Origin of the sequence: Streptomyces sp. 13-12-16 (assembly GCF_002114215.1) — a bacterium.
GTDB lineage: Bacteria > Actinomycetota > Actinomycetes > Streptomycetales > Streptomycetaceae > Streptomyces.
The window spans coordinates 1-356 of the sequence record NZ_NCTE01001407.1 but is presented as its reverse complement, the minus strand read 5'-3'; the positions used below and the strand labels follow the sequence as shown (position 1 = coordinate 356).

The window sequence follows — 356 nt, the reverse complement described above, 5'->3', positions numbered from 1 at the left end:
CCGCCCCGGTCTCGGTCGGCCCGCCCCCGGCCCCCCCCCCCGCCGAGCTGGCACGTCTGTCCCTGCACCCCGACGACGACCTCGCGCCGAACCGCCCCGGCGAGGCCCTGCTGATCGACCTCGACCGCGATCCCGGCCCGGCCCGCCGCCTCCGCCCCGACCCGCGCCGCAGGGCGCTCGTCGCGGAGCGGACGGTGGGCGAGGCCCTGGACCGCACGGACGGCGCCGGCTGGCACACCCTGCACTCGATCCCGCTCCCCGGCGGCGACCGCATCCACCACCTGCTGATCGGCCCCGGCGGCCTGTACGCCGTCCACGCCCTGTACGCCCACCGGCGGCGGGTGACGGTCGCCGAC

The 356-nt window shown here is 80.1% G+C and carries 1 protein-coding gene; it reads left to right on the top strand.

Annotation, left to right across the window (positions count from 1 at the left end; genetic code table 11):
* The coding region (locus B7767_RS41680) for a nuclease-related domain-containing protein (RefSeq protein WP_143652979.1) at positions 1 to 356 on the top strand (356 nt) is incomplete at both ends.